Source organism: Bradyrhizobium sp. USDA 4506 (genome assembly GCF_054058795.1).
Genome location: NZ_JBSSBM010000002.1, coordinates 6,381,661 through 6,402,432, shown reverse-complemented (window position 1 = coordinate 6,402,432; position 20,772 = coordinate 6,381,661). Strand labels below are relative to the sequence as shown.

Genomic DNA, 20,772 nt, shown 5'->3' with positions numbered 1-20,772 from the left:
CCGTTGACGTCAATGCCCCCGCCATCAGGGGCGAGCTTTCGCCGCCTGATATAGTCCGGATTTGCCGACGCCGGAGCGTTCGATCCGGAAACGCAGCGTTTCCGAAAGGCGCCACGGTCGCCGGGCCTAGCAGAGCTCCGACAACTCGCCGCCGGGCAGCTGGAACTCGAACGTGTTCAGCGTCATCGACACCATCGTGTAGTAGCCGCAGAGGCCGATCACCTCGACCAGGCCGCGCTGGCTCAGCACCTCGACCGCCTCGTCATACAGTGCCTTCGGCAGGCCGTGACCTTCGTGCAGCGCCTTGGCGACGTCGTAGATCACCCTGGCCTTGGGATCGTCGAAGCTCGGCGTCCGGCGCACGCGAATGTCCTCGATGATCTTCGGGTCGAGGCCGCCCTTCAGCGCCAGGCGCTTGTGGGCATACCACTCGTAATGCGCGGTCCAGTGCCGCGCGGTGACGAGGATCGCGATCTCCGACAGCTTTGGGGGAAAGATCGTGTCGAAGCGCAGCACCTCGCCGAGCCGCGTGGCATGCCGTGCCATCTCCGGGCTGTTCAGCCAGGCCATCATCGGCGCGGGTGGCGCACCGCGCTTGCCGGCGATCGACTCGTCGTAGGTTTCTTTCTGGGCGGCGTTCATTTCGCTAGGCGAAAGCAGCTTCAGCCGCATGTCCGTTTCCTTTTGTTTTTCAAGCGTTACCCCATCTCGGCGATACACCCGATCGCGCGAGGTGAGTAGCGACGCCAGAGCATGGCGCGGCCGTGAGGCATATTGAATTCGGCGGCTGCGTAGGTCTAAGGTCGAATCCAATTCGACGATTTTTTGACTGGAAACGCACCATGGCCGACCTCGAGAAATTCCGCGCGGAGACCCGCGCCTGGCTGGAGCAGAATTGCCCGCCGGAGATGCGCAAACCGATGACCTCGGATGGCGACACCTTCTGGGGTGGCCGCAACACGAAATTCTCGTCCGAAGCGCAGCGCGTCTGGTTCGAGCGGATGCGCGACAAGGGCTGGACCGTGCCGCATTGGCCGAAGGAATATGGCGGCGGAGGCCTCGACGGCGAGGAGGCCAAGATCGTGCGCCAGGAGATGGCTGCGATCGGCGCGCGTCAGCCGCTGACCTCGTTCGGCATCTCGATGCTCGGACCGGCGTTGCTGAAATACGGCACCGAGGAGCAGAAGAAGGAGCATCTGCCGAAGATCACCGCGGGCCTGATCCGCTGGTGCCAGGGTTATTCCGAGCCGAATGCCGGCTCCGACCTCGCCTCGCTGCAGACCCGCGCGGTCGGCGACGGCGACGACTACATCATCAACGGCCAGAAGATCTGGACCTCCTACGCCAACTACGCCGACTGGATCTTCTGCCTGGTGCGCACCGATCCCGCGGCGAAGAAGCACGACGGCATCAGCTTCATTCTGTTCGACATGGCCTCGAAGGGCGTGTCGACCAAGCCGATCCTGCTGATCTCGGGTTACTCGCCGTTCTGCGAAACCTTCTTCGACAATGTCCGCGTACCGAAGTCGCATGTCGTGGGCACCGTCAATCGCGGCTGGGATGTCGCGAAATATCTGCTGCAACACGAGCGCGCGATGATCTCCGGCATGGGCGAGCGCGGCGTCGGCCGTCCGCTCGGCCAGATCGCCGCCGACTCGATCGGTGCGGACGCGCAGGGCAAGCTCGACGACGCGCAGCTGCGCAGCCAGATCGCGAGCTTCGAGGTCGACGAGGCCGCGCGCTCGCCGCCGCCGCCGAGCGCGCGGTCGATCTCGCCAAGGCCGGGCAATCGCATCCGGCGTTCTCCTCGGCGATGAAATATTACGGCACCGAGCTCAACAAGCGCCGGTATGAGATCCTGATGTCGGCCGGCGGCATCGACGCGCTGGAATGGGAGAGCGACCGCTCCAAAGGCGGCGCCCGCCCGCGCGCCTGGCTGCGCACCAAGGCCAATTCGATCGAGGGCGGCACCTCGGAGGTGATGCTCGGCATCGTCGCCAAGCGCATCCTCGATTTGCCGGGCGCGTGATCGCTGCACCGTCGTTCCGGGGCGTCGCGAAGCGGCGAACCCTAATGCGCAGTTGCGCATTGTGGAACCTCGAGATTCCGGGTTCGATGCTGTCGCATCGCCCCGGAATGACGAACTCAGACAGTTGCTTAGTACGTTAGATCGGATTTCCAATGGCCCTCGTCCTCACCGAAGAACAATCCATGCTGCGCGACAGTGCGCGCGGCCTCATCAGCGACAAGGCGCCGGTGGCGCATTTGCGGTCCTTGCGCGATGCCAAGGATGCCACCGGCTTCTCGCGCGATCTCTGGAAGACATTTGCGGAGATGGGCTTCTCCGGCCTGCTGGTGCCGGACCAGTTCGGCGGCAGCGGGCTCGGCTGCGTCGAGGCCGGCATCGTCATGGAGGAGATCGGCCGCACCTTGATGCCGTCGCCGTTCCTCGCGACCTCGGTGCTCGCCGCCTCGGCGCTGTCGCGCGGCGGCAGCGAGGCGCAGAAGGCGCAGCATCTGCCGAAGATCGCCGACGGCTCGCTGCTGGCGGCGCTCGCGATCGATGAGGGCGCCAAGCATCGCCCGCTGCAGACGAAGTTGCAGGCCACGCGCTCCGGCAACGGCTTCAAGCTGTCGGGCGACAAGGCCTTCGTGGTCGACGGCCACACCGCCGACCTCCTGATCGTGGCGTCGCGCACGGCCGGCGGCGCCGGCGACAGGAACGGGCTGACGTTGTTCCTGGTCGATCCGAAGGCGAAGGGGCTCGCGGTCGAGCGCACCGCGATGGTCGATTCGCACAACGCGGCGCGCATCGTGTTCGACAATGTCGAGGTAAACGCCGACAGCGTGCTCGGCGAAGTCGATCAGGGCTTTGGGCTGCTCGAGGGCGTGCTCAATATCGGCCGCGGCACGGTGGCGTCCGAAATGGTCGGCCTCTCCGACGAGGTGTTCGGCCGCACCGTGGCCTATCTGAAGGAGCGCAAGCAGTTCGGCAAGGCGATCGGCGAATTCCAGGCGCTGCAGCACCGTGCCGCCCAGCTCTATATCGATATCGAGATCACGCGCGCCGCCGTGCTGAAGGCGTTGCAGGCGCTCGATACGGATGTCGACAAGGCGGCCACCGCGGTCGCGGTGGCAAAAGCGCGTGCCGGCACCACTGCGACGCTGGCCGTGCAGGAGGGCGTGCAGATGCATGGCGGCATGGGCATGACTGACCAGTTCGACATCGGCTTCTTCATGAAGCGCGCCCGCGTCTGCCAGGAGCTGTTCGGCGACAGCAACTTCCACACCGACCAGCTGGCGAGCGGCAAGGGGTATTGATCTTCGCCGCGTCATTGTCGCTACGCAACACGCTGTCATCGCCCGGCTCGCCGCCTTCGCTCAAGCTTCGGCGCGCCTGAAAGCGAAAGCCTCGTCGAAGCCTTGGCGTAGACGGGACCGGGCGTTCCAGTATTCCAGAGACGTCGGCGCTTGAGCCGAGAAGCCGCGGCGTACTGGATCACCCGCTTTCGCGCGGGTGATGACAGCGGTGAGGGCGGCTTGGCATAGGCTCGTCATTGCGAGCGAAGCGAAGCAATCCATCTCTCCACCTGTGGCGAAATGGATTGCTTCGTCGCTTCAGCGCAAAATTGTTTTGCAATTCTGTCGCGAGCTCCTCGCAATGACGATGGAGAGTCTACCGGATCGGCGGCGCGTACTGGACGCCGCCGGCGTTCCAGAGCTGGTTCATGCCGCGCGGGATCTTCAGCTTGGAGTCGGCGCCGACGTTGCGGTCGTAGACCTCGCCGTAATTGCCGACATGGCGGATGATGCGCACCGCCCAGTCCTTGGTCAGACCGAGATCCTCGCCATAGCTGCCCTCAGTGCCGACCAGCCGCATCACCTCCGGCTTCTTCGACTTCAGCGCCTCGTCGATGTTCTTCGAGGTGATGCCGAGCTCTTCGGCGTTGATCATGGCGTACAGCGTCCACTTCACGATCATCATCCAGTCGTCGTCGCGCAAGCGCACCACCGGCGCCAGCGGCTCCTTGGAGATGATGTCGGCGAGGATCGTGTGGTCGCTCGGCTTGGCGAGGTTGAGCCGCAGCGCATAGAGCTGCGAGGCGTCCGACGTCAGCGTATCGCACTGGCCGGAGTTATAGGCCTTCACGACGTCGTCCAGCTTGTCGAACTTCATCTCCGTGTACTTCATGTTGTTGGCACGGAAATAGTCGGCGAGATTGAGCTGCGTCGTGGTGTTGGCTTGCACGCAGACCTTGCTGCCGTTCAGGTCGAGCGCGGAATCGATGTTGCGCGAGCGCGGCAGCATGAAGCCCTGGCCGTCATAATAGGCGACCGCAGGGAAATAGAGGTCGTAATTGGTCTCGCGCGACATGCTCCAGGTGGAGTTGCGCGAGAGGATGTCGACCTTGCGATTCTGCAGCTCCTTGAAGCGCTCGCTGGCGTCGAGCGGCACGAACTTCGCCTTCGACGGGTCGTCGAAGATCGCCGACGCGACCGCGCGGCAGAAGTCGACGTCGAAGCCGCTCCAGTTACCCTTGTCGTCCGGAATCGAGAAGCCCGGCAGGCCCTTGTTGACGCCGCACAGCACGTCGCCGCGACGGACGGTGCGCTTCAGCGTGCGGGTGTCGTAACGCTCATAGGTGATGGCGGCGGCCGCAACCAGCGCGGCGATCGCGAGCCCGATCGTCAGGCCGCCTCGAAATGTACGCATGGGTTCTCTCTCGCGAAGGATCGGGGAAAATCAGGGCGGATATCGAAGGCGGGTAGAGCTCAGAGTTCGGGCTTCTGCCGGATGATCACCTTGGTGCCGACCGGAACGCGGTTGTAGAGATCGGCGACGTCGTTGTTGACCAGGCGGAAGCAGCCGGAGGAAACGGCGGTGCCGATGGTGTCGGGCCGGTTGGTGCCATGGATGCGGTAGACCGTGGTGCCGAGATACATCGCGCGTGCGCCGAGCGGATTGCCCGGGCCGCCCGCCATGAAGCGCGGCAGATAGGGCTGGCGCGCGATCATTTCCGGCGGCGGCACCCAGTCCGGCCACTCGGCCTTGCGGGTGATGCTCACCAGGCCCTGCCATTGAAAGCCTTCGCGGCCGACGCCGATACCGTAGCGGAGCGCGCGGCCATTGCCCTGCACCAAATAAAGGTGACGTTCGGCCGTCGCGACGATGATGGTGCCCGGCGCCTCATTGGACCGGTAATACACGACCTGCTTCTGCCATTCCGGGTCGAGCTCGTAGCCGTCGTCAGCAACAAGGCCGGGCTCGTCGGCGTCCGGGCGGTTCTGGGCGAAGCCCTGCGACGTCGACAGCACGAGCGCGCCCGTCGCGATCAACATCCAGACCAGGTGACGAAACTTCGTCATTGAAAGCTCTCCTTGTTGGCACGCGGCCAAATGGTTGCTCCACCCGCAAATCAGGCAGCATCAAATCTCAGCGGCAGCTTGATGGCAAGCTTAGGGCGGCATCACAGGTATATCCCTGTAATGCTTCTGTTTTTTGTCATTGATTGTCGCGGCACGTTGCGCGGGCCGCCTCATTTCGGCGCGATCCAGAGTCGCAAGGCGAACGAGATCAGCGCCACGGTGCCGACGCCGCCGAGCCACAGCGCTGCGAACCACAGCAGGCGCTGGCCGAGCGGCCGCTGATTCGAGCCCTCGGGCATCAGTGGTATCCGTGGCCGGGGCGCACCTTGCCGCGGAACACCCAATAGGCCCAGGCGGTGTAGCCGAGGATCAGCGGCACCAGGATCGAGACGCCGACCAGCATGAAGACCTGGCTGTTGGTCGGTGCCGCCGCCTGCCAGATCGTGATGCTCTGCGGCACGATGTACGGATACATGCTGATGCCGAGTCCGGCATAGGACAGCGCGAACAGCCCGAGCGTCAGGAAGAACGGCTGGTGGTCGTTCTTGTTGCTCAGCGCGCGCAGCAGCAGTGCGGTGACGGCGGCGACCGCGATCGGCACCGGCGCGGTGAGGATGATGTTGGGCCAGGCGAACCAGCGCTGGGTGTACTGCACGCTGAGGAAAGGCGTCGCGATGCTGACGGCGCCGATTGCGCCCAGCATCGCGACCAACAACATCCAGCTCAGATGATAGGCGCGGTCGCGCAGCTCGCCCTCGGTCTTCATCACCAGCCAGGTCGCGCCGAGCAGCGCGTAGCCGATCACCAGCGCGACGCCGGTCAGGACGCTGAACGGCGTCAGCCAATCCCACCAGCCGCCGGCGTACTGGCGGCCCTCGACATGGATGCCCTGCAGGATGGCGCCGAGCGCGATCCCCTGCGCCAGTGTCGCAAGCAGCGAGCCGCCGGCGAAAGCGATATCCCATTTGTTGCGCGCCTTCTGGGTCCGCCAGCGGAATTCGAAGGCGACGCCGCGGAACACGAGGCCGAGCAGCATCGCGATCATCGGCGTGTAGAGCGCCGGCATCAGCACCGCATAGGCCAGCGGAAACGCCGCCATCATGCCGCCGCCGCCGAGCACCAGCCAGGTCTCGTTGCCGTCCCACACCGGCGCCACCGTGTTCATGATGACGTCGCGGTCGGTCTTTTGCGGAAACAGTGGGAACAGGATGCCGAGGCCGAGATCGAAGCCGTCCATCACGACATAGACGAACACGGCAAAGGCGATGATGAAGGCCCAGATCGTGGCGAGATCGATCATCGCGCGCCCTCCACGGCTGCGCCCGCCGCCGGCGTGATGCCGGCCGCGCGGGCCGGAAGATCCTTCGTCGGGCCCTGCTCGCCGGGATGCGGCGGCTGCGCCATCAGCCGCAGGATGTAGATCACGCCCGCGGTGAACACGGCGAAATAGACGATGATGAAGGCGATCAACGACGAGCCCACCGCGGGCGCTGCCAGCGGCGACGCCGAATCGGCGGTCCGCAGCAGCCCGTAGACCGTGAACGGTTGCCGCCCGGTCTCCGTGGTGATCCAGCCCGCGAGCACCGCGATGAAGCCGGCGGGGCCCATCAGCACGGCGAAGCGATGCAGCAGCGGCGACTGGTACATCATCCCCCGCCAGCGCATCAAAAGGCTGAGCAGGCCGAGCCCCATGATCAGGAAGCCGAGGCCGACCATGATGCGGAACGACCAGAAGGTGATCGGCACCGGCGGCCAGTTCTCGCGCGGCACGGTGTCGAGGCCGGCCAGCGGCGCGTCGAGCGAATGCTTCAGGATCAGCGACGACAGTTTCGGCACCTCGATCGCATACTTCACCTTCGCCTCACGCTGGTCGGGCCAGCCGAACAGGATCAGCGGCGCGCCGTCCTTGTGGCTCTGGTAATGGCCTTCCATCGCCATCACCTTGGCGGGCTGGTGCTCCAGCGTGTTGAGGCCGTGCTGGTCGCCGGCGAGGATCTGGATCGGCGCCACCAGGGTGGCCATCCACATCGCCATCGAGAACATCACGCGCGCTCCCGCCAGATGCTGGTCGCGCAGCAGATGCCAGGCACCGACCGCGCCGACCACGAGCGAGGTGGTGAGGTACGCCGCCAGCACCATGTGCACGAGGCGATAGGGGAACGACGGATTGAAGATCACCTTGAGCCAGTCGGCGGCGACGAACTGGCCGTCGGCGTTGACGGCGTGGCCGGTCGGTGTCTGCATCCAGGAATTGGCCGACAGAATCCAGAACGCCGAGATCAGCGTGCCGATCGCGACCATCAGCGTCGCCACGAAGTGCAGCCTGGGGCCGACGCGCTCGAGCCCGAACAGCATCACGCCGAGGAAACCGGCTTCCAGGAAGAATGCGGTCAGCACCTCATAGGCCATCATCGGGCCGATCACCGGCCCGGTCTTGTCGGCAAAGGACGACCAGTTGGTGCCGAACTGGTAGGACATCACGATGCCCGAGACCACGCCCATGCCGAACGCGACCGCGAAGATCTTCAGCCAGTAATTGAACAGGTTGATGTAGACCTCGCGCCTGGTGGCAAGCCACAGCGCTTCCAGCACCGCGAGATAGCTCGCAAGCCCGATCGAGAATGCGGGAAACACGATGTGGAACGACATCGTGAAAGCGAATTGCGCGCGGGCGAGTACGACCGCATCCCAGCCTTCGAACATTACGCACCATCCGTCGTCGACCTGGCGTGGACCTTACCACGTCAGCTGTGACGACAAAGAGGGCGGATTGTCCGACTAGAGCGGGTTGAGTTTTGGCTGGATCGGCTTGGCGCGGTCCCGGTTCACCTCTCCCCGTCGGGGAGAGGTGAGCTTTCGACGCCGTTCCAGCTCAACCTGATTTTCATCAGGCTTTAGCTATTGGCGTTGAGCAGCCGCGCGACGGTGCGGTCGATCTCGTCGTACTGTCCCTCGCCGGCGTGCTGGAACACGATCTTGCCGTTCTGGTCGATCACGTATTGCGCCGGCCAATACTGGTTGCGGTAGGCGTTCCAGGTCTGCGAATTGTTGTCCTGCGCCACCGGATAGAGGATGCCGTGCCGCTTCAGCGCCGCCTGCACGTTGGAGGCCGAATGCTCGAACGGGAATTCCGGCGTGTGGACGCCGATCACGACGAGGCCGCGATCCCGGTACTTCGAATAGAGCTGGGTGACGTGCGGCAGCGTGTTGACGCAGTTGACGCAGCCATAGGTCCAGAAATCCACCAGCACGACCTTGCCGCGCAGGTCGGCGAGCCTGAGCGGCTGCGAATTGAACCAGTTGCTGATGCCGACGAATTCGGGCGCGGTCTGGCTCTGTCCGGTTGTCATGGCGATCGCCCGCGGCACTGGCTGTGCCGGCGCGTCTGACTCGGTGCAGAGGCCGGGAATGACGGCGCCGCCGAGGCCAAGGCCCGTAACCAGAGCGGATACGGCAATCAAGCGCAGGGACATCGATATCTCATTTGGGCTTACAGGCCGATCTGGCCGTTGGGATAGAACTGGGTCAGCCACGCCACGATCAGCGTGTCGTATTGCAGGTAGGACAGCGCGGCGAATGCGACGATCACGACGCCGAAGCCCTGCTGCAGGCGCGGCGCGATCCGCGCCATGCTGCGCACGCGCGTGGTGACGGCCTGTCCGCCATAGGCAATCGCAAGCATCGGGATCGCGGCGCCGATCGCGTAGGTGACGAGCTGCAGGCTCGCCCACGCGGTGTCCTTCGAGGTCGCGACGATGGTCAGGATCGAGCCGAGCACGGGGCCGGCGCACGGCGTCCACACCAGGCCGAGCGTAGAGCCGAGCACGAAGCCGCCGAACAGGCTTTGCGACGGCGCGGCATGACCGAGGCTGCCCTGTTGTTTAGACGCGCTTTCTTGACGCGAACCGGTATCCACTTCGCCCGAAAACGCTTTGGTAGCGCCGGTGAGCCGGATCGACAGCCATTCGAACGGCGCCGGCCAGATCATCAGGAGGCCGAAGCCCGCGAGCAGCACGGCCGCGCCGGTCCGCAGCACGTTCGGATCGAAATCGAAGGCGCGCGTGATCGCGCTCAGCAGCAATGCCACCGCAGAGAATGACATCACGAAGCCGAGCGCGATCATCGCGGGCCGCGCCTTGCCGGTCTGGCCTATCGATACCCCGAGCAGGATCGGCAGCATCGGCAGGGTGCAAGGGGCGGCGACGGTGGCGACACCGGCAAGCAGGGCAAGGGCAAGGCTGAGCATCGTCATCCGTCCATCAGAGTCCCGGCGCGCCAGAGGGCCGTGCCGGGTACGCCTGATGTTCTTCGCGAGGACGGTTTGGCCGTTACGGCGGGCCGGTCGCGGGCCGCGTCACGTCTGTGTGAGGCGAGGTGCACTCGGCTTCACGACGTCGCGTCAAATACAGAGCGACCCGGCTGGGGGGCATCCCGGCCGGGTCGTTGGAGGCTACTTGGGAGGTTAGAACGAAGAAGTATCGAAACCGGTTCAGTGAATTGGGGTTGGGGTTGCGTCGTTGGATATAGGTATAGAGGTCGCGTTTTTCCGGGTGATGTCGTCGATTGTTTCAATTGTTTCGTCGCCTGAATTTTTCGGCTTCGTGAACAATTGCCCGGTTCGCGTGATTTCCATTTAAGGTATTGAATTTGCAGTCTTTTATGCGGCGACGCTATCCACGCCGGCACCCCGCAGGAGGTCGGCGAGCTGCTTGCGGGCATAGAACATGCGGGTCTTCACCGTGCTCTGCGGGATCCCGATGATCTGCCCGGCCTCCTCGACCGACTTCTCATGGTAGTAGACCAGATTGATGATCTCGCGGTGAGCCGGCGACAGCTTGGCTACGCAGGCGCGGAGGATCTCGCTGGTGGTGGCGCGATCGAGCGAGGTTTCCGGCGTGTCGGCGCCGTCGGCGATCTCCAGCACGTCGTCCTGGTCGATGTCCTCATGCTTGCGCTGGCGTAGCGCGGTCAGCGCCTTGAAGCGGGCGATCGAGAGCAGCCAGGTCGAGACCTGCGAGCGGCCCTCGAATTGGGCCGCGGTGCGCCAGACGTCCAGGAACACCTGGCTCACCAGGTCCTCGGCCATCGTGGTGTCGCGCACCATGCGGAGCACGAAGCGGTAAACCCGGACGTTATGACGGGAATAGAGCGTGTGCATCGAGGTGCGGTTATTCTTGGCGATACGCGCGAGCAGCGTTTCATCCGAGGTCGCGCGAGCAGCGTCGATATGCTTCGTGGCTGCAGAGTTGATGGCGATGACGTTCGGCATGACAGGCTCCCAGTTCGCCGTTGGGCGGCGGTTCGTTGGGAGAATTGTTAGTTACGGCCCGTTTCCGGATGTCTGCGCGAAAAGCGGAAAATGGTTTCGTGAACGGGAGAATTGTTTCGTCGCCGGCCCGACGACGAAACATTCGGGACCAAAAAGCCAATAATTTCAATGCGAGGAAAATTCGAACGGCCGGATTCCCGCCGTCGGAACGAATCCGGCTGTTATGACTTCTGGCACTGTCGGGGCTTATTCGGCCGCCTGCAGCGAGGGCGCCGCCTTTTTCGGGGCAATCCAGAACGCATCGGGCCGTTCGAACAGGAAATTGGCCCGCGCCGCCAGCGCCAGCCGCCAGATCAAGAGCGAGCCGGCGACGCCGACCGCGGTCACGATCAGCGAGATCAGGCCGATGTCGTGGATGACGCCGAAGCGCAGCAGAAGGGTGCGTGACGCCGCCATCGGCAGGAAGAAGGCGAGATAGATCACGATCGAATGCTCGCCGCAGAAGCGCAGGAAGCCAAGCCAGTGCGCGCGCGCCAGCAGCGTGCCGGTCACGATGATCGCGCAGGCGCCGGCAAAGCCGAGTGCCAGCGAGACGACCGGCCATTCGCTCACCTCGAGCGCAACCAGGCCGCCATTGATCAGCGCCCAGAGCCCAAGCCCGAGCAGGGCAAGCGCAGGCCGTGCCCGCGCGCGGTCCGAGAGCGCGAACACGTAATCGGCGAGGACATAGCCGGTGTAGAAGTAGACGAAGCGGGAGCAGAACTCGTCGATCACGGTCCAGCCGGTCGCGACATGCGCGGTCTCCAGCGCTGTTGCGATCAGCCAGATCACGAGCGGGTGGACGTTGCGCGCGAGCTTGGTGACGACGAAGAAGATCGGCAGCAGATAGATGAACCACAGCGTGCCGAACGGCTCGATGAAGGATTCGAGGTATTGCAGTCCAACCTGGGCCCAACCGGTCTCGGCGGCCAGCGACGGCGCCTTGAAGCCGAACTGGATCGTCACCCAGAGCACGTAGAAATAGGCGAAGTGCATCACCTTGCGGTCGAGATAGGTGCGCCAGTCGCGATCGATCACGACCGACAGGAACAGGCCCGAGATCAGGAAGAAGTCCGGCATCCGGAACGGCTTCGCGAACATCACGACGTAGTGCATGAAGCCGGTCTGGTCGGCGGCCTTCTCGACCCCCAGCACCGAATGCATCATCACGACCATGATGATGCAGATGCCCTTGGCGTAGTCGACCCAGTCGACGCGTCCGCTCGCGCCTGGGGCGGAACGATCTGTCGCAGCGGCTGTGCCGTTCGTGGTCATCTTTGTCTCGTTCCGGCGTGATCGTGCCTATCATCGGCCCGATCGGTTGCTTTCTCCTTTATTGATACAAATGGTGTGCCACCAAACCGGACCTTTCCGCGGGTTTCCCGTAGCCGGCGAATGGTCTAAGAGGCCGTGGAATCCAAGAGAAGAGACCGTTTGTTAACCATGGGACGCACCGGCCCGAGCGCCGCTGCGATGATGAGAATCCTTGCCGCGCCAATTCGATAGTCCGCTGCCGATCGACGCCGTGCTCGACGAGCTCGATCGCACGCTCGAGGGCCACAACGCCGCGGTGCTGGTGGCGCCGCCGGGCGCCGGCAAGACCACGCGCGTGCCGTTGGCGTTGCTCGATGCACCCTGGGCGAGGGGCAAGAAGATCATCGTGCTGGAGCCGCGCCGCATCGCCGCGCGCGCCAGCGCGGAGCGGATGGCGAAGACGCTCGGCGAGCGTGCCGGCGAGACCGTCGGCTATCGCGTGCGCTTCGGCTCGAAAGTGTCGCGCGCGACTCGGATCGAGGTCGTCACCGAAGGCATCTTCTCGCGCCAGATCCTCGACGATCCCGAGCTCAACGGCGTCGCCGCGGTGCTGTTCGACGAATTCCACGAGCGCTCGCTCGATGCCGATCTCGGGCTGGCGCTGGCGCGCGACGCGCAGACCGGCCTGCGCGAGGACCTGCGGATCCTCGTGATGTCGGCAACGCTCGACGGCGCACGCGTCGGAAAACTGCTCGGCGACGCGCCGGTGGTCGAAAGTGAGGGGCGCGCCTTTCCGGTCGAGACCCGTTACGTCGGCCGCAAGGTCGACGCGCCGCTGGAGCGGCAGATGGCCGAGACGATCGCGGCCGCGCTGCGCGCCGATGCCGGCTCGGTGCTCGCCTTCCTGCCGGGCGCCGCCGAGATCCGCCGCACCCAGACTTTTTTGGCCGAGCGCGTGCACGACGCCGCGGTCGAGATCGTGCCGCTGTTCGCCGCGCTCGATGCCAGCGTGCAGGATCGCGCCATCGCGCCGGCGCCGAAGGGCACCCGCAAGGTGGTGCTGGCGACCTCGATCGCCGAGACCTCGCTGACCATCGAGGGCGTCCGCATTGTGGTCGATTCCGGCCTCGCGCGGGTGCCGCGCTACGAGCCAGACATTGCATTGACGCGGCTCGAGACTGTGCGGGCGTCGCGCGCCGCGGTGGATCAGCGGCGCGGCCGCGCCGGCCGCATCGAGCCCGGCGTCTGCTACCGGCTCTGGGACGAGCCGCAGACCGCGTCTCTACCGGCCTACACCGCGCCCGAAATCCTCTCCGCCGATCTGTCCTCGCTGGTGCTCGACCTCGCGCAATGGGGCGTCAGCGATCCCGCGGGCCTTGCCTTCCTCGATCCACCGCCGGGACCGGCGCTGAAGGAAGCCAGATCGCTGCTGTCGGAGCTCGGGGCGCTCGACGGTGATGGCCGCATGACAGAGGAAGGGCAGAGCCTGCGCGCGCTGGCGCTGCCGCCGCGGCTGGCGCGCATGATCGTGGATTCCGCCCGCTTCGGTATGGGCGAGGAGGCGGCCGAGATCGCCGCGGTTCTGACCGAGCGCGGGCTCGGCGGCGACAGTGTCGATCTCGACGTCAGGCTCGACCAGTTCCGCCGCGACCGTTCGCAGCGCGCATCGAGCGCTCGCAGCATGGCGGCGCGCTGGGCCGCGCAGGTGAAGTCGGCTGTCGGCGAAGCGAAGGATCTCTCCACCGGCGTCATGCTGGCCTTCGCATTCCCGGATCGGGTCGCCAGGAACCGCGGCAATGGCAGCTTCGTGCTGGCCAACGGCCGCGGTGCCGCCGTCGAGCAGACCGCGGCGCTGGCGCGGCTGCCTTATATCGCGGTCGCCGAACTGACCGGCACGGCCGCGAGCGGCCGCATCCTGCTGGCGGCGCCGATCACCCAGGAGGAGATCGAGCAGCGTTTCGCCGACCAGATCGAGAACGTGGAAGAGGTGACGTTCGACCGCGGCGCGATGGCGCTGCGCGCGCGGCGCCGGCGTTCGCTGCACGCGATCACGCTGTCGGAAGCACCGATGTCGCTGTCGCCCTCGGCCGAGACCGCGCGCGTCTTCGCCGACGGGCTCATCGCGGCCGGGCTCGACCGGTTGCCGTGGTCGAAGCACTCCAAGCAATGGCGCGACCGTGTCATGTTCCTGCGCAAGGCCGAGGACGAGAGCTGGCCCGATCTGTCCGACACCGCGCTCGCCGCGCGTGCCGACGACTGGCTGGTGCCGGCGCTCTGCGACAAGACCGCGCTGAAGGACCTGTCCGCCGGCGACCTGTCGGACGCGTTGATGGCGTTGCTGCCGTGGGAATTGCGCGCGCGGCTCGATCGCGAGGCGCCGACGCATTTCGAGGCGCCGACCGGAACGCAGCTCGCGATCGATTACGAGGCCGAGCAGGGCCCGACCATCGCGGTGCGGCTGCAGGAGCTGTTCGGGCTCAACACCCATCCCTCGATCGCCAAGGGCGCGGTGCCGCTGGTGCTGGAACTGCTGTCGCCGGCACAGCGGCCGGTGCAGGTGACGCGCGATCTGCCCGGCTTCTGGCGCGGCAGTTACGCTGCGGTGCGTTCCGACCTGCGCGGCCGCTATCCGCGCCATCCCTGGCCGGAAGATCCCGCCAGCGCGATGCCGACCAGGCGCGTGAAACCGCGCGGCACGTGACGGGTCGCGAATCTCATGCATCGCCGTCATTGCGAGGAGCGATAGCGACGAAGCAATCCATCGTTCCGCGCATGCCGCACGATGGATTGCTTCGCTTCGCTCGCAATGACGGGCATAGACCCGCACCATCCGGGACGTAACGCTGGCGAGCGTCCGCAAACGGTGGTTAGATTTGCACGCTGGGATGGGATCACGGGCTCGCAGTTTGGGGAGGTCACCGTGGAGATCAAGAACGCATCGCCGTCGCTGTACAACGAAGACCTGGCGCCGGCCAAGGAACGCAACTGGGGCGCCTTCAGCATCTTCAACGTCTGGACCTCGGACGTGCATAGCCTGTGGGGCTATTATCTCGCCGCCAGCCTGTTCCTGCTCTGCGGCAGCTTCGTCAATTTCATCCTCGCGATCGGCGTCGGGTCGCTGGTGATCTTCGTGCTGATGAGCCTGATCGGCAATGCCGGCGTGAGGACCGGCGTGCCCTATCCGGTGCTGGCGCGCGCCTCGTTCGGGGTCTGGGGCGCCAACATTCCGGCGCTGGTCCGCGCTGTCGTCGCCTGCTTCTGGTACGGCGCGCAGACTGCGGCGGCCTCGGGCGCGATCGTTGCGCTGCTGACGCGCATCGACAGCTTCAAGGCGTTCCACCAGTCCAGCCATATGCTCGGCCATTCCACGCTCGAGGTGATCTGCTTCGTCGTGATCTGGGCGCTGCAGCTCCTGATCATCCAGCGCGGCATGGAAACGGTGCGGCGCTTCCAGGACTGGGCGGGACCTGCGGTGTGGTTGATGATGCTGATCCTTGCGATCTATCTGTGCATCGCGGCCGGCGGCATCTCGCTCACCGCGCCGATCCCGCAGGACGTGCTGCTGGAGAAGACCAAGGAGGCTGGCGTACCCGGCGTGCCCGGCTCGTTCCCGGCGCTGTGCGCCGTCGCCGCGACCTGGATCACCTATTTCGCCGCCCTCTATCTCAACTTCTGCGACTTCTCGCGCTATGCGCCCGATGCAGCCGCGCTGCGCAAGGGCAATATCTGGGGCCTGCCGGTCAATCTGATCCTGTTCTCGCTGGTCGCCGGCGTCACCACGATCGCGGCGTTCAACGTCTATCACGAGGTGCTGCTGCATCCCGACCAGATTTCGGCGAAGTTCGACAGCTGGTTCCTGGCGCTGCTCGCGGCGGTCACCTTCGCGGTGGCGACGCTCGGCATCAACGTCGTCGCCAATTTCGTCTCGCCGGCGTTCGATTTCTCGAACGTGTTTCCGCGGCATATCGACTTCAAGAAGGGCGGCTATATCGCGGCGCTGATCGCGCTGGCGCTGTATCCGTTCGCGCCCTGGGAGGGCAGCGCCGCCTCGTTCGTCGGGCTGATCGGCGCGACGATGGGACCGATCTTCGGCGTCATGATGGTCGACTATTACCTGATCGCCAAAGGCCGTGTGAACGTGCCGGCGCTGTATCAGGAGAACGGCGAATATCGCTTTCAGAACGGCTGGAACGTCAGCGCGCTGATCGCCGCCGGCATCGGCGCGCTGTTCTCGTCGGTGCTGCCGAACTTCACCTCGATCCTGCCGGCGTGGTGGGCGGTCTATGGCTGGTTCTTCGGTGTCGGGATCGCGGGCGCGGTCTATTACGCGCTGCGCGTTGCGATGCCGAGCCCGGTCGCCAGGACGGCCTGAGAGACGGCCTGAGAGACGGCCTGAGGGCCGGAAATTGCGGCCCTCGCGGGCGACCGACGTCATTCGGCCGCCCCTTGGGGCTCGCATTAACCCTTCGCTCATCCTTTTCGCCAAAATGGCAGGCTCGTGCCGCCGCCCTCGCTCGCGGCGGGGCGGGCGGCGTGGTGAAATTGCGTGTTCGGTTTTCCGAGTATGGTGTCATGCGTAACCTGATGATTTTCGCGGCCATCCTGATCGGGCTGGGCACCTTCATGGCTCAGATGGCCAGCAAGATGTCGCCCGCCGCCGCGACCACCACAAAGCAGATCATGGCCCCAGCCGTCACGGTGGCGCAGGCCAGCGCCCGCACGCTCAGTATTGCGCCCGATCCTCGCGGTCATTTCGCGACCGACGGCCGGATCGACGGCCAGCGCATCAACTTCATGGTCGACACCGGCGCCTCGGTGGTAGCCCTGAACGAAACGTCCGCGGCACGCTTCGGCCTGCGTCCGGTGCCGGGCGATTACACCTCGCGCGTCACCACTGCCAACGGCACCATCAAGGCCGCGCGCGCCCGCATCGCCATGATCGAGATCGGCGGCCTCACCGTGCGCGACGTCGACGCCCTGGTGCTGCCCGACGAGGCGCTGTCGGAAAACCTGCTCGGCCTGTCCTTCCTGTCGAAGCTGAAGCGCTTCGAATATGCCAACGGCAAATTGTTGCTGGAGCAGTAAGGCCGATTGGCATCAAAGCCTATCCAAGTCTTCCGCTGGATGTCTTCCTCCGTGATGCGCATCGTCTCCTCAGAACGGCAGAAATTCCGCCGAAACTGAGGAAGGCGGACACACAAGTCGCCGCGAGGGAATTCAGTGCGCTGCTTGTTCACATTTTGGGAATGAGAGCGTAGTCGAGTCGATCTTCGCGACGGCGCGGCATTTGCGCCAGACGTTCGCGGGCAACGTCAGACCTGAGGCGCTTTCGCAGAGCGTCGCGCCGATCTCCCGGCGTGCTCACTGTAAATCCCTACTGCACTCTCTGATATAGCCGGGCGGGTCGTCGACATTCGGGCAGCGCACGACCTGAACGCAAAAGACTTCATCACCGTGTTTGAATATCGAGACTTTTAAACGCTCGCCTCTCTCCGTCGGTTTCCCAATAATAGCTATGCCTAGGCCGGCATCGTCACCCGATAGCGACACCTCATCTTCCCCAAAAGGAAAAACGGATAGACACTCTTTCGGCACATCAATCCATTGCCCATTGTGTTCAATGCGCATCGACCGTTCCAAGCCTACCCCAAACCCTTTCTTTTCCGGGTTTCGGTCGCAAACTGCCTTGAGGGTGCGAAGTTCGATCTTCGCAAGATCCCCGCCTTGTTGATTTTTGAAAGTCAAAGTCACGACATCCGGCTTACACCAGGGGCCCGAGTTTGCCTTGCATACCGTTGAATTGGCGAGCAGAAGGCATAAGGCTCCGGCGAGCACGAACATTTTCATCGGCATGACTCAATATTTGTATCGATTCCAATCAGGCATTCTCGACCCCGTTGGCTTGCCGTGAAGCCAATACAAATAGCTCCCATCCCAAGATCCAACCCACGCTCGATAATCCGGAGTTTTCTGCGAATAAGCCTTCGCATTGTCTAGATCTCCATCACTCTCGTGCTGATCATCCCAGTGCATGTGCCGACGTGCCACCGCACCGCTGTCGCCAAACCCCACACCACCGCCCAGCGCTCCGTCTTGGAATCCGCGCGCTATCTGATCGTAGTAATATAGTCCGCCGCGCTTATGAATTTCCACGCCCAGTTCCGGGATAAAACCCCTGCTCTTGGTCTCTTCCGGGTAATATTGGGCACCAAGGTCTATCATTTCCTTACGGGCAGCGTCCCATGCGCGCTCCGCGCTCTCGAAACCGATCCCCGCATTGCGGCTCGGAAAGTCGCCACCTTCGGCGCCGCCAAAGCGCTTGATGCCAGCGACGCCACCCGATCCGCTGGGGCTGTTGCCCGTCGCCGGCCCGTTGACGCCGGGCTGACCGGCTGCTGTCGCAGGCTGTTGCGGCTGGGTTTGCGGCTGTGGCCGCGTTAGTTGAGTCGATGTCGGCGGCTGTTGAATCTGCGCCTGTTGAGTTACGCCATCCGCGGCGAACGGATCGTGGTCAACGGGAACGAGCGAGTAGTCATCGAAATCCGGCTGATGGTCCACCGGCACCAGAGAGTAATCAGGCATTGATCATCACCTACAGATATTGCGGGCATCTTCGGGCGAGCGCGTGCGGCGCGCCTCGCGGAGAGTGCTGGGTTGGCTTTGAGTGTTTGAAGGCAAGTGCTTGAAGGCAAGTGCTTGAAGGCAAGTGCTTGAAGGCAAGTGCTTGAAGGATAGCTTGCGCGGCGGCGCGGAAGTGTCGCTTCCGGCTCGGCTTGTCCATCGTGTTCGCCGGACCGCCGCCTGTCGGCGAGGTCGGCTCAGTTCGTTGCGGTGGCCAATTGCGGCGCGCCCGGCAGTGGATTGGCCGACAGCGTCTTGTCCAATTCAAAAAGCCCGCAGCGGATTTTCCGGTGCGGGCTTAATTGTTGCGACGATGAAATATATCGGTGAGTTGCCCGACGTGTCAATTGTTCGACGCGCAGATTGCAGAGCGCCGGGAGCGGCTGAAATAACAACCGCACGGCAATGCCTGTCCTTGCCTAGCGCCGCCCCTGCAGAAACCATGCTGGGTCAGAGCGATTAGCGGTCAAGCAGCTCGCAGGGCGCAACGGCGTGGCGTGTTGCGCCGCCGTGCAAGGATGGGTGGATGACGACAGTATTTCGCCGACGCCAAATCTGCCTTAATTATTGGCCACAAGCCGTCAATCCTGCCTTCCGCTGCGGCGATGCATTCGCTAAAGCCAGCGGCATCGCTCCTCCGCATTTCCACGAGGCCATTTCTGATGTTTCCCAAGCCGAAACCCGCGCTGGTTCCGAACACCTACGCCTTCGAATCCGAGCCGATGGTGAAGCCGACCGGGTTTCGCGAGTACGACGCGCGCTGGCTGTTCAACAAGGAAATCAACCTGATGGGCGTGCAGGCGCTTGGCATGGGGCTCGGCGCGCTGATCGCGGAGCTCGGCGTCCGCCAGGAGATCGTCGCCGGTCACGATTTCCGCGGCTATTCCGCCTCGATCAAATACGCGCTGATCTCGGGCCTGATGGCGGCGGGCTGCAAGGTGCATGACATCGGGCTCGCGGTGACGCCGATGGCCTACTTCGCGCAGTTCGATCTCGACGTGCCCTGCGTCGCCATGGTCACCGCCTCGCATAACGACAATGGCTGGACCGGCGTCAAGATGGGCGCTAACCGCCCGCTGACCTTCGGTCCGGACGAGATGTCGCGGCTGAAGGAGATCGTGCTCAACGCCGAATTCAACAACAAGGCCGGCGGCTCCTATCAATTCCACGAGAATTATCCGGCGCGCTACATCGCCGACCTCACCAGCCGGCCGAAGCTGAAGCGCAGGCTGAAGGTCGTCGCGGCCTGCGGCAACGGCACCGCGGGCGCGTTCGCGCCGCAGGTGCTGGAGGCGATCGGTTGCGATGTGATCCCGCTCGACACCGAGCTCGATCATACCTTCCCGAAATACAATCCGAATCCGGAAGACATGGAGATGCTGCACGCGATCCGCGATGCGGTGCTGGCGCACAAGGCCGATGTCGGCCTCGGCTTCGACGGCGACGGCGACCGCTGCGGCGTGGTCGACAACACCGGCGAGGAGATCTTCGCCGACAAGGTCGGCGTCATGCTGGCGCGCGACATGTCGGCGATCAATGCCAACGCGCAGTTCGTCGTCGACGTGAAGTCGACCGGGCTGTTCGTGACCGATCCCGTGCTGCAGAAGCAGGGCGCGAAGACGGTCTACTGGAAGACCGGCCATTCCTACATGAAGCGGCGCACCAATGAACTGGGCGCGCTCGCCGGCTTCGAGAAGTCCGGCCACTTCTTCTTCAACAAGCCGTTCGGCCGCGGTTATGACGACGGCCTGGTGTCGGCGATCGCGATCTGCGAAATGCTCGACCGCGCCCCCGGCAAGTCGATGGCCGACCTGAAGAACGCGCTGCCGAAGACCTGGTCGTCGCCGACCATGTCGCCGCATTGCGCCGACGAGGCGAAGTACGGCGTCGTCGACGCTGTCGTGAAGCACTTCGAGGCGTTGCAGCAGCAGGGCGGGAAGGTCGCGGGCCAGAACATCCGCGACCTCGTCACCGTCAATGGCGTGCGCGTCACGGTCGAGGACGGCAGCTGGGGCCTGGTGCGCGCATCCTCGAACAAGCCGGAGCTCGTGGTCGTGGTGGAAAGCCCGGTCAGCGAGCGGCGCATGCACGACATGTTCGAGGCGATGGATGCCGTGCTGCGCACGCATCCCGAGGTCGGCGAGTATAATCAGAAGATTTGAGCTGGGTGCTCCTGGGTCGTCATTGCCGGGCTTGACCCGGCAATCCATCTCGGAAAAGCT

The 20,772-nt window shown here is 64.4% G+C and carries 18 protein-coding genes and 1 pseudogene; 6 read left to right on the top strand and 13 right to left on the bottom strand.

Annotated features, from left to right (window positions below):
• Positions 1–126: 126 nt before the first annotated feature.
• Complete coding sequence (locus tag ACVIHF_RS32390) at positions 127–672, bottom strand: carboxymuconolactone decarboxylase family protein (RefSeq protein WP_028343517.1); 546 nt, start codon at positions 670–672, stop codon at positions 127–129.
• 170 nt (positions 673–842) lie between these two features.
• Here ACVIHF_RS32390 and ACVIHF_RS32385 point away from each other — a divergent pair.
• Together ACVIHF_RS32385 and ACVIHF_RS32380 are read left to right on the top strand one after the other, a co-directional pair.
• Positions 843–2,029 (top strand): annotated as a pseudogene (locus ACVIHF_RS32385) (acyl-CoA dehydrogenase family protein).
• Between the two features lie 152 nt (positions 2,030–2,181).
• Positions 2,182–3,321 (top strand): acyl-CoA dehydrogenase family protein, encoded by a 1,140-nt coding sequence (locus tag ACVIHF_RS32380; protein WP_253606230.1) that lies wholly within the window; start codon positions 2,182–2,184, stop codon positions 3,319–3,321.
• Between the two features lie 355 nt (positions 3,322–3,676).
• Here the strand turns inward: ACVIHF_RS32380 and ACVIHF_RS32375 are convergent, their stop codons facing one another.
• The 9 genes from ACVIHF_RS32375 to ACVIHF_RS32335 all read right to left on the bottom strand — a co-directional run bounded on the left by ACVIHF_RS32375 (position 3,677) and on the right by ACVIHF_RS32335 (position 11,950).
• Entirely contained in the window at positions 3,677–4,714 is a 1,038-nt protein-coding gene (locus tag ACVIHF_RS32375) for an amino acid ABC transporter substrate-binding protein (protein ID WP_456778593.1), read from the bottom strand.
• Positions 4,715–4,773: 59 nt separating this feature from the next.
• Positions 4,774–5,367 carry a L,D-transpeptidase gene (locus ACVIHF_RS32370; RefSeq protein ID WP_253606232.1) on the bottom strand — a complete coding sequence of 198 codons (594 nt, stop codon included), beginning with the start codon at positions 5,365–5,367 and terminating at the stop codon, positions 4,774–4,776.
• Between the two features lie 170 nt (positions 5,368–5,537).
• Positions 5,538–5,666 (bottom strand): DUF2474 domain-containing protein, encoded by a 129-nt coding sequence (locus ACVIHF_RS32365; protein WP_156436394.1) that lies wholly within the window; start codon positions 5,664–5,666, stop codon positions 5,538–5,540.
• Complete coding sequence (gene cydB / locus ACVIHF_RS32360) at positions 5,666–6,667, bottom strand: cytochrome d ubiquinol oxidase subunit II (protein WP_057018993.1); 1,002 nt, start codon at positions 6,665–6,667, stop codon at positions 5,666–5,668. The genes ACVIHF_RS32365 and cydB overlap by 1 nt, the downstream gene beginning before the upstream one ends.
• Positions 6,664–8,070 (bottom strand): cytochrome ubiquinol oxidase subunit I, encoded by a 1,407-nt coding sequence (locus ACVIHF_RS32355; RefSeq protein ID WP_253606234.1) that lies wholly within the window; start codon positions 8,068–8,070, stop codon positions 6,664–6,666. The genes cydB and ACVIHF_RS32355 overlap by 4 nt, the downstream gene beginning before the upstream one ends.
• Before the next feature lie 191 nt (positions 8,071–8,261).
• Entirely contained in the window at positions 8,262–8,840 is a 579-nt protein-coding gene (locus ACVIHF_RS32350) for a thioredoxin family protein (RefSeq protein WP_076834906.1), read from the bottom strand.
• Positions 8,841–8,857: 17 nt separating this feature from the next.
• Positions 8,858–9,613 (bottom strand): cytochrome c biogenesis CcdA family protein, encoded by a 756-nt coding sequence (locus tag ACVIHF_RS32345; RefSeq protein WP_456794142.1) that lies wholly within the window; start codon positions 9,611–9,613, stop codon positions 8,858–8,860.
• Positions 9,614–10,024: 411 nt separating this feature from the next.
• Positions 10,025–10,636 carry a sigma-70 family RNA polymerase sigma factor gene (locus tag ACVIHF_RS32340; protein WP_057018990.1) on the bottom strand — a complete coding sequence of 204 codons (612 nt, stop codon included), beginning with the start codon at positions 10,634–10,636 and terminating at the stop codon, positions 10,025–10,027.
• Positions 10,637–10,882: 246 nt separating this feature from the next.
• Entirely contained in the window at positions 10,883–11,950 is a 1,068-nt protein-coding gene (locus ACVIHF_RS32335) for an acyltransferase family protein (RefSeq protein WP_456793132.1), read from the bottom strand.
• Positions 11,951–12,161: 211 nt separating this feature from the next.
• Between ACVIHF_RS32335 and hrpB the strand changes: the two genes are divergently transcribed.
• The 3 genes from hrpB (at position 12,162) to ACVIHF_RS32320 (ending at position 17,014) form a co-directional block, all read left to right on the top strand.
• Entirely contained in the window at positions 12,162–14,630 is a 2,469-nt protein-coding gene (gene hrpB / locus ACVIHF_RS32330) for an ATP-dependent helicase HrpB (RefSeq protein WP_253606239.1), read from the top strand.
• A 219-nt stretch (positions 14,631–14,849) separates the two neighbouring features.
• Positions 14,850–16,301 carry an NCS1 family nucleobase:cation symporter-1 gene (locus tag ACVIHF_RS32325; protein WP_057018987.1) on the top strand — a complete coding sequence of 484 codons (1,452 nt, stop codon included), beginning with the start codon at positions 14,850–14,852 and terminating at the stop codon, positions 16,299–16,301.
• Positions 16,302–16,513: 212 nt separating this feature from the next.
• Positions 16,514–17,014 (top strand): TIGR02281 family clan AA aspartic protease, encoded by a 501-nt coding sequence (locus ACVIHF_RS32320; RefSeq protein WP_316398627.1) that lies wholly within the window; start codon positions 16,514–16,516, stop codon positions 17,012–17,014.
• 276 nt (positions 17,015–17,290) lie between these two features.
• On the opposite strand, the gene ACVIHF_RS32315 is transcribed toward ACVIHF_RS32320, so the two are convergent.
• The 3 genes from ACVIHF_RS32315 to ACVIHF_RS32305 form a co-directional block, all read right to left on the bottom strand.
• The gene (locus ACVIHF_RS32315) at positions 17,291–17,776 is read right to left on the bottom strand and encodes a hypothetical protein (protein ID WP_143029463.1); all 486 of its coding nucleotides are present in this window, start codon (positions 17,774–17,776) and stop codon (positions 17,291–17,293) included.
• A gap of 9 nt (positions 17,777–17,785) precedes the next feature.
• Positions 17,786–18,511, bottom strand: coding sequence for a hypothetical protein (locus tag ACVIHF_RS32310; RefSeq protein ID WP_253606243.1), 726 nt, complete (start codon positions 18,509–18,511; stop codon positions 17,786–17,788).
• 236 nt (positions 18,512–18,747) lie between these two features.
• Positions 18,748–18,951: a hypothetical protein gene (locus ACVIHF_RS32305; protein WP_253606245.1), complete on the bottom strand. Its 204-nt coding sequence runs from the start codon at positions 18,949–18,951 to the stop codon at positions 18,748–18,750.
• Between the two features lie 261 nt (positions 18,952–19,212).
• Here ACVIHF_RS32305 and ACVIHF_RS32300 point away from each other — a divergent pair, with 261 nt between their 5' ends.
• Positions 19,213–20,712 (top strand): phosphomannomutase/phosphoglucomutase, encoded by a 1,500-nt coding sequence (locus ACVIHF_RS32300; RefSeq protein ID WP_253606247.1) that lies wholly within the window; start codon positions 19,213–19,215, stop codon positions 20,710–20,712.
• Positions 20,713–20,772: the final 60 nt, after the last annotated feature.